This is a genomic window from Pseudomonas sp. EA_65y_Pfl2_P74 (assembly GCF_963970575.1).
GTDB classification, from domain to species: Bacteria; Pseudomonadota; Gammaproteobacteria; order Pseudomonadales; family Pseudomonadaceae; genus Aquipseudomonas; species Aquipseudomonas baetica_A.
This window is the reverse complement of the sequence record NZ_CAXAOQ010000056.1, coordinates 1-7,791: the sequence shown is the minus strand read 5'-3', so window position 1 is coordinate 7,791 and position 7,791 is coordinate 1. Positions and strand designations below refer to the sequence as shown.

General features: G+C 56.8%; 6 protein-coding genes. 1 reads left to right on the top strand and 5 read right to left on the bottom strand.

Going from position 1 to position 7,791, the window contains the following annotated elements; genetic code table 11:
- Window positions 1–10 precede the first annotated feature (10 nt).
- Complete coding sequence (tnpB, locus tag AACY18_RS27530) at window positions 11–370, bottom strand: IS66 family insertion sequence element accessory protein TnpB (protein ID WP_339466793.1); 360 nt, start codon at window positions 368–370, stop codon at window positions 11–13.
- A 72-nt stretch (window positions 371–442) separates the two neighbouring features.
- Here tnpB and AACY18_RS28245 point away from each other — a divergent pair, with 72 nt between their 5' ends.
- The gene (locus tag AACY18_RS28245; RefSeq protein WP_445261969.1) at window positions 443–619 is read left to right on the top strand and encodes a TIGR02391 family protein; all 177 of its coding nucleotides are present in this window, start codon (window positions 443–445) and stop codon (window positions 617–619) included.
- Between the two features lie 221 nt (window positions 620–840).
- On the opposite strand, the gene AACY18_RS27525 is transcribed toward AACY18_RS28245, so the two are convergent.
- The 4 genes from AACY18_RS27525 to AACY18_RS27510 form a co-directional block, all read right to left on the bottom strand.
- Window positions 841–1,104, bottom strand: coding sequence for a PAAR domain-containing protein (locus AACY18_RS27525; RefSeq protein ID WP_339434350.1), 264 nt, complete (start codon window positions 1,102–1,104; stop codon window positions 841–843).
- A gap of 100 nt (window positions 1,105–1,204) precedes the next feature.
- On the bottom strand, window positions 1,205–1,771 hold the full coding sequence (locus AACY18_RS27520; RefSeq protein ID WP_339466791.1) for a suppressor of fused domain protein: 567 nt from the start codon (window positions 1,769–1,771) through the stop codon (window positions 1,205–1,207).
- Entirely contained in the window at window positions 1,768–6,393 is a 4,626-nt protein-coding gene (locus tag AACY18_RS27515; RefSeq protein WP_339466789.1) for an RHS repeat-associated core domain-containing protein, read from the bottom strand. Before AACY18_RS27515 ends, AACY18_RS27520 begins: the two co-directional genes overlap by 4 nt.
- Window positions 6,390–7,791 (bottom strand): type VI secretion system Vgr family protein (locus tag AACY18_RS27510; RefSeq protein ID WP_339466788.1); only part of this gene is annotated, 1,402 nt, incomplete at its 5' end. The genes AACY18_RS27510 and AACY18_RS27515, both read right to left, overlap by 4 nt.

Genomic DNA, 7,791 nt, shown 5'->3' with positions numbered 1-7,791 from the left:
TTATACCGGGTCACGCCACGTAGCGCGGCGTCAAAACCTGATGAGGGCGGTTGCGCCAGAGGTCGAAACCGTCGAGCAGCCAGTTCAGTTCCTGGACGCTCAACACAATGGCCTCGTCGGTTACATCGGGCGATGTTTTAAAGCGCTCGGATACGAGGCGCTTGAGCCAAAGGCAAAAGCCGTTGCGCTCCCAATACAAAATCTTCACCCGGTTGAGGGATTTGTTGAGGAAGACAAAAAGCACCGGGTCAAACACCGCGACCTTGAGGTCCAGTTCGACCAGAGCGGCGAGGCCATCGATGGATTTTCGCAAGTCCACGGGTTTGGGGTAGAGGTACATTTTTTCGACTTTGGCGTCGGGTCGCATCATGGCGGGGCTGGCTCCGGAGAAAAACGGGAGCACAGCATCCGGCGTCAGGGGAGTGCTTTGAATGTGTAGTTCATGGAGCGGTTACTTGCGAACTTCGTTCGGGGCACATTTGGGATGTTTCGAAACCCTGCGGCCTATGAGGCTCGAATACACTGGACTATGACCAAAGAAGATGCGGAGTATTTGCTTACAATCGTCTCTCTGATTCATCGACGCCTTGATAAAGCACATATGCCTCCGAGACTTTGAAACACCCTGCACTCCGAACTTTAAATTCATACGCCGCCGTAGGAAGGCGCGGCTCTGTCTGTCACTGCGCGTATCCGGTCGGCCAAGATTACGCTGCACTATGCAAAAGTTTGCTAACGGACAGAAGCGGATATCCAAAGTTCTAATGGTCCAATTTATTATCCAGCAGAACAACGGATAAGCCGAACACGGGAGTTATAAAGTAGACGAAATTCAGAAAATTAGCTGATTACAGCACCTTTCGGGCCACTAGCGATAAGGGCTGCGCCACAGGCGGTCTTCATCCCGTCCAGCGCGATAGGCGTGCCATCGACAGTATAGGTCCTGCTGCCCTCAGCAATCGGAAAAACGCCCTTGCACAATGGACAGCTGACCTTATGACCGAGCCCAGAAATTGGCTTTCCATTCAGATTAGTTTGGGAGAAAGCTTCTAGAACCTTACCACCATGTGAAGTGGAATCGCCTAGGCGAATAGCATCTGTCATATCATCACCCCGCCTTCAGATATCCGTTTTCCACAACGCCCCACTAAACTCAATTAAGCTCGTTGCAGAAAACGGAGCAAAGAAAGCTTGCACTATAAATTCAAGCGACCAAGCTATCCCTACTTAGGGAAAACAAATCAATCGATGTTTCTTCAAGCAATACTTCAAAAGCATCCGCACCTTTTTGTTCAATATATTTAAGCTCCGAGTCAAACACTGGAACAATCCACGCAAAAACGAATGTAAGGCCATGCGTATCAGGCCCAGTATAAGAAAATGATTCATCTCCAAAAAAAACCGGAGGCTTGATCCATACAGCAGAGAGCGAGCAATCATCAAAAACAACTCCCTCCCTCTGTATTAACTGATTATTCAACAAGGCGCAACTGGATCCAATAGCATCATCTGCAAGTTGCTTTACGATTGCGACTGCATTCTTGGGAATCTCATTCTGATCAATAGACAATAACAATTCGTGGTGTATTACTTGTGCAGGCACCGAAGACTTAAGTCCTACATGTGAAAGGCCTAGCGTACAAAATGTGACAACACCTTCCACACTACCATCCCGACACTCAACTACTTGATAAGAATGTGCACCTTCAGAAAAGTCCCACCCTTGGTAAATTTTCCCAAAGTGCTTCTCTATATGTTCAATAATGCTCATTTTCGATTTCCTTCTCTACGGTTGCAGGATGGGCATTTTAGAATAACGCCCGTCTGGTAATTGTCGAGAACCTCTTTTCGACTTACGCCGTCTGGGAAATCTCTTTTGCTCCACGGATCGGGATGGTGATCCATATCCCAATCTCGCGGACCTGTTCCTGGGGCAACTTCTACTTCTGTTTCGCACACAGGACAGATTTTGCCTCCGTTCGGTCCGGGAAGAGCACTATTCCATGCGTCCCTTACAGATGCCTTTCTCCATCCTCCACGACTCGTGACCTGACCTTTTTCATTTGTACCTTTAACCAATCCAAGCGGATCAATCCAACCATTGGCGTTTGGCGCATACTGGTAGATGTTAATGCCGCCCGCGAAGCCAATAGGATCCTGCGAAATAAACCGCCCAACCCTCGGATCATAGTACCTGTATCGATTGTAGTGCAGCCCAGTCTCATGATCGTGATACTGCCCCTGGAACCGTATCGGATTCGTCACACCATGCTGCCGCGCCCATTCTGAACGCTGCTCCGTCACCTGCCCCCAAGCCTTGTACTGCGCGGTCCAGGCCATGTTGCCTTGTGAATCCGTCAGCTCCTGCGGCGTCCCCAAGTGATCACACTGATACCAGGCCAACGCATCAAACGGTAATGCCGTAGCTTTGTGATTCCACAGTGGATCCTCATCAAGGCTGTACTCACCGCTGTAATCAGGCTGCCCCATGAGCTTGATCGGCGCGTGGCGCACAGCTTGAGCGACGGGTATGAAAGTGCCCGGTTCAAAGACGTAATGCACTGTGCGACCCGGCTCGCCATCGCCCTGCGCCAGGCTACTTTCCCACGCGAGGTTGTCGCCATCCCATCCGTAAAGCGTAAAACCGCAGCCCAGTTCACGCTGCTTGCGGGCGTGTTCGTTTCTGTTCCAGAGGGAACCTGCTTCAGGCCGCTGTTTGTAGTGGGCGCGGGAGTTCTTGTGCAGACGTCGTCCCAACGCGTCGTAAGCGAAATCCACGCTCAGACGCGGATCTTCGAAATGCACCAGTCGATCAAACAAATCCCAACGCAGATCACTGCGTTGGCCGTTGTGCCAGCGCTGGATCTGATTACCGCGTTCGTCGTAGTCGTAGTGAGTGCCGGCGTATTCGCGCAGCAGGTTGTCGACCAGTTTGCTGCGCGGTGGCGTCATATCCAGTGGACGACGGATTTCGGCAGTCTTGTCATCCAGCAGGTTACCGGCCGGGTCGAAGGCGAACGTTTCAACGCCTTGACGCGTCACGGCGCTGAGCAGTCGGCCGACGGGATCGTAACGATAGGCGAGCGGGCCGCGACGACTGTCGTTGATGTCGGTCAGTTGGCCGGCAGCGTCATATTTGTATTCGCGCTTGAGCAGAGTGCTTTTGTCATCGCTGCGTCCCAGCAGTTGCTCCTGCAAGCGTCCGGCCGGGTCCCAGCTTTGAGTTTGCAGCAGGTGATTGCCTTGGTGGCGGGCGATTTCGCGGTGCAGGTCGTCGCGCTCGTAGCCGATCAGTTCATGCTCATCCAGACGCATGCCCAGCAGGTGGCCGCTGCCGTAAGTGAGCCAACTGACGCGGTGGCCGTCGGGGCGAACGGTAGCAACTCGTTGGTTAAGCACGTCGTACTCGTGCTGCCAGATCGCGACGGTGGGCTTTTCCAGCCCGAGGTAATGCTGGTATTCGCGCAGCAGATTGCCGGCCGGGTCGTGGAACCATTGCAGACGGCTGTCAGCGTTGTCAGCCAGCACCATATTGCCGTTGCCGTCGTAGGCAAAAGTCTCGCTTTGCGACTGCTCGCCCAGGGTAGCGCGACGCTCGATCAGGCGGCCCATCGGGTCAAAGCTCGCCGAGATGATGCGTTTGCCATTGATCAATTGGGCGAGGCGACCAGTTATCGGGTCGTACTGATAGCGAGTGCTGCGCCCGTCAAATCCGCTCTCTTCCAGCAGGCGTCCGACCGGGTCATAGTGGAAGTGCGCGCGTTGTTCGTTTTCGTTTTCCAGGGCGGTTAGCCGTCCGAGACGGTCCCAGCGATAGCGCAGGGTTTGCTCGGCGGCATCAACACGTTCGGCGATCAAACCGGCCGCGCTGTAGCTCCAGGTGGTGCAGCGATCGAGACCGTCGACATGCATCAACAGCCGACCTTCGGCGTCGCGTTCAAAGCGCTCTTCGGTTTTATCCGGGTGCTTGATCAGCACCAGTTGGCCAGCCTTGTATTCGTATTCGGTGGTGTTACCGGCGGCGTCGGTGAAGCAGATCATCTGCCCCAGTTCGTTGTATTCCCAAGCACTGGTTTTGCCTGAGCAATCGACGTACTCGACCAGTTGCCCGGCGTCGTTGTAATCCAAAGTCTTTTCGTTGCCGTTGGCGTCCTTGATCGCGGTGGGCTGACCGGATTTGTTGTAGGCGTATTCGGTTTTGTTGCCCAGCGGATCGAGCGCTTCGACCAGGTTGCCTTGGTCGTCATAGGCGCGTTGCCACTGACCACCCTCGGCATCACTGATTTTGATCAGCATGTCTTGGTCGTCGTAGGCGTAATGCATCACCGTGTGATCGGCTCGGATGTGTTCGAGCAGGTTGCTGCGTTCATCGTAGCTGTAGCGATCCGTGCTGCCATCGGCATTCACGCGGCGCACGATGTTCTTGGCCTCGTCGCGGAAGAACCATTCCGAACGCTCATCCGCGTAACGGATGCGGTAGGTGTAGCCAAGGATGTCGTAGTAGTGCCAGGTCTCGTTGCCGAGCGCATCGGTGACGTAGGTCAGACGGATGTTTTCGTCCCACTCCAGACGCGTGTCGAAACTGCCATCGTCGGCCCATTCGCGCACGGCTTTGGCCTTGGCGCCTTGGCCGTTCCATTCCAGATTCATGCCGCGCCCGGTGCGGTCGGTGTAGCGGGTGATCAGGTGATACTGGTATTGATACAACCAGACTGCGCCGTTCTCATCCTGCGCCCGAATCAGGTCGCCATAGGCGTCGTACTGGTAAGCACAGAGTTGTCGCAGTGGGGCACCGTCAACGATTTGCCAAAGGCCTATCAGTCGGCCGTGATCGTCGATCATCGTGCCGAGGTGCAGGTGCACCTTGTTGATGTCGTTTTCCTGATAGGTGATCAGGTCGGAGAGCACCGATTGTTCGCCATGGCGATGCTCGTAATGCAGCATGATCCCGGCGCCGTTGCGCAGAGAAATATTGGTCAGCACAAAGCGCTGGCCATGGCGGACGTAGGTTTCCTTGCGCTCGAAACCACGGCACAGCAGAAGTTGATCTTCGCTGTTGCGGACCAGGGTGATGTTTTCGATCGCGTCGTAGTGGAACAAGCCGACCTTTGGCAGTGGGTAGCTGTGGTCGCGGCCGTCAGCGCCGTAGAACGTCAGCCCATCGTCCACGCAGTCAAAACGCGTGGTGAATTCGTTGATCCAGCGAGCGCCGACTTCGCTCTGATCGTAGGCATCGAGGCAGGAGTTGTACGTGCGCGTCCATTCGATCGGAAAGGGGCCAGGCAAGCTGAAATCGGTATGGCTGAGGCTTTCCGATCCCAAAGCAAAATTGATGCTGTTGCATGTACCCGTGCAGGTGCCGTTTTTCTTCGGCTCGGGCGCGCCTTTCGCCGGCGCCTGTTGGCCGTTGGCGGCCAACTGCCCCTCGGACGCCGTGTGCTTTGCCTGTCCGGTCTTGTCCGGGTGGACCCCGGCACTCTGGCCGTGGGCATTGCGCTTACGCCACAAAGCGACGGCACTGGAGAGGATCAGCAGCAACCAGCCGATCGAATTCTGCACCGATTCATCGTCGAGTTTGCTCAACTGCGTGCGCAGTTCCGGACCCATCGTCCGCAGTTTTTCGGTTTCGTCGGAAACGGTTTTTTTGAAGTCATCGGGCACCAGATTTTGCGCCACGCTATTGGCAAGGCCCTTGCCAACCGCTTTATAAGCACTCGCGGCAGCCCCGAAAACATTGCTGAATGAGGCCAGCGGATCATTCTTGAATTGATCGACTGCTGCGCTCGCTTGGGCGCTGGCCGCATTCAGATCACCTTTGGCATCCAGATTGCCGAAAGCGACCGCCTCGATGCCCGTGGCAATCTCATTGATGACCTCTTCGCCGAGCTTGCCAGCGTCCGCAAGAATCCCGGGCAACTTGCCCTTGGCCTGTTCAACGAAGTCGTCGAGGGTGCCCATGATAGAGGCGTTCAGGTGCCCGACCAGCACCTCGATCACGGATGCACTGAGCAGCATTTTGCTGGTGGCCTTCATCTCTTGGCGTACCAGAAACAAAGTCGGGCGCAGGGTCATGCGCGCCGCCGCCATGGCCGGCGGTAATGGCAATACACCTATCAGGTTGATGCCCAGACTGGCCCACGCCAGCAGGTCGCGCTTCTGGGCATTCGACAGGGTGACGATGTCACCCAGCGCATCGACCAACGCCATGATGTTGCCCACCACGGGTAAGGCGCCGGCGACGTTCTTGATCCGATCAAGGGTGACCACGCCATCCGTGGCTGATTGCAACCAGGCATCGAAGGTCGCTGCGCTGCTGGCAACGTCCTGGATGTCGATGGCGTTCAGTGGAACGATGGCAACCTGAGGTTCACGTTTTACGATTTCAGTGGTCATGACAGCATCTCACCCGCCAACAGGCCTGGGGTTTTCAAGGAAGGTTTTGGAAGCGTTGGCGCGGGAAGCGTCGGTAGCTGTCCGCCCTTGCTTGCTGCGCCGAGGATGCTCGACGCACTCGGCATGGCGGCACTCGCCAGTTTCGGCAATCCAGCCACTCCGCCCTGCACAGCGCCTTTCACCTGCTGCGCCGTTTGCATTGCGCCCTGCGCGGTCTGCATCGCACTCATCCCTGTTTGTGCCATGTCCTTACCCTTCTCCAGCATGTCCCAGTTCTTGCTCGGCAACACTTGAGCGACCATTGCTTGCACCTGACTCGGCACGTCTTCCGCGCCCGGCGGATTCAACGGCCATTCCGGCTTGCCGATGTAGCTGCCATCGCTCCAGGTGTCTGCCGGATCCTTGCCGAACAACACACGCGCTGGCCCCGGTGCGGCGCCAGAGACGCTGGCGAAACCCTTAGCGTCGAGCTTGCCCTTGATGCTTTTGCCCAAGGCGTCGATGACTTCGTAATCGCCTTCCTTGATGCCTTGGCGCCCGGTGTACTGGTTGAACAGTTCGAGGTTGCCCTTGCCAGGTTTCGGCGGTTCCGGGAACACGCCGGCCAAGCTCTTGGCGCCGGTGTAGGCAAAGTTCGCCGCATGTGCCGTGTACGGGCCGCTGGTAGCGTGAGTAATGCCACCAGCGTTGTAAGTCGTGGCACTGCCACCACCCTGGATCACCAATTCAGTCTTGGCGGTAATGGTGATGCGGTCGGCATTGGCGGTGATGTTGAGTTTGGCCAGCAGATTGATGCTGTCCTTGAGCGCCCGCACGTCGATGTCACCGGACGCGGCTACCAGGCGCCATCCCATGCTTTGCACGAACAGGCGCATGCCGCGACTGGCGCTGGCCAGCAGGCGTTTACCGATGGAGAGGCTAGTGTGCCCGGTGCTGCTCAGCGCCAGGTGTTCGCCGGTGGCGATGTGGCTGGAACGCGGGGTGGTCAGGGCGATGCCCGCCGGACTGGCGAGCACCAGATGCGGCTCGGTGAATTCCGGGAATTCGTTGGCCGTCATGTTCGCCGGGCCACTGCCGAGCACGCCTTGATGCTGGGCGTGCAAGGCCTTGGCCACGTCGTCCTGATCGCCGGCTTCCTGCGCTTGCAACTCTTTGGCTTGCACGGCAAAACCGTCCTGCTGATCGCTCGCGGTGGCGAGGCGTTCGGCAGTTTCCGGCAGATCCTTGTGATGTTTCGACTCGTTCGGGCGCGGCTCGGTGGTGATCAGCAAACCGGCACCGGCACGCACCGCGCCATGGCGGTCGGTGCGCAATTCGAAACCTTCGCCGCGCGGTTGCCCACCGCTCGGGCGTGGATGCGTCAGGTAGCCGAGGTTGATCGCACTCGCACCGTGATCA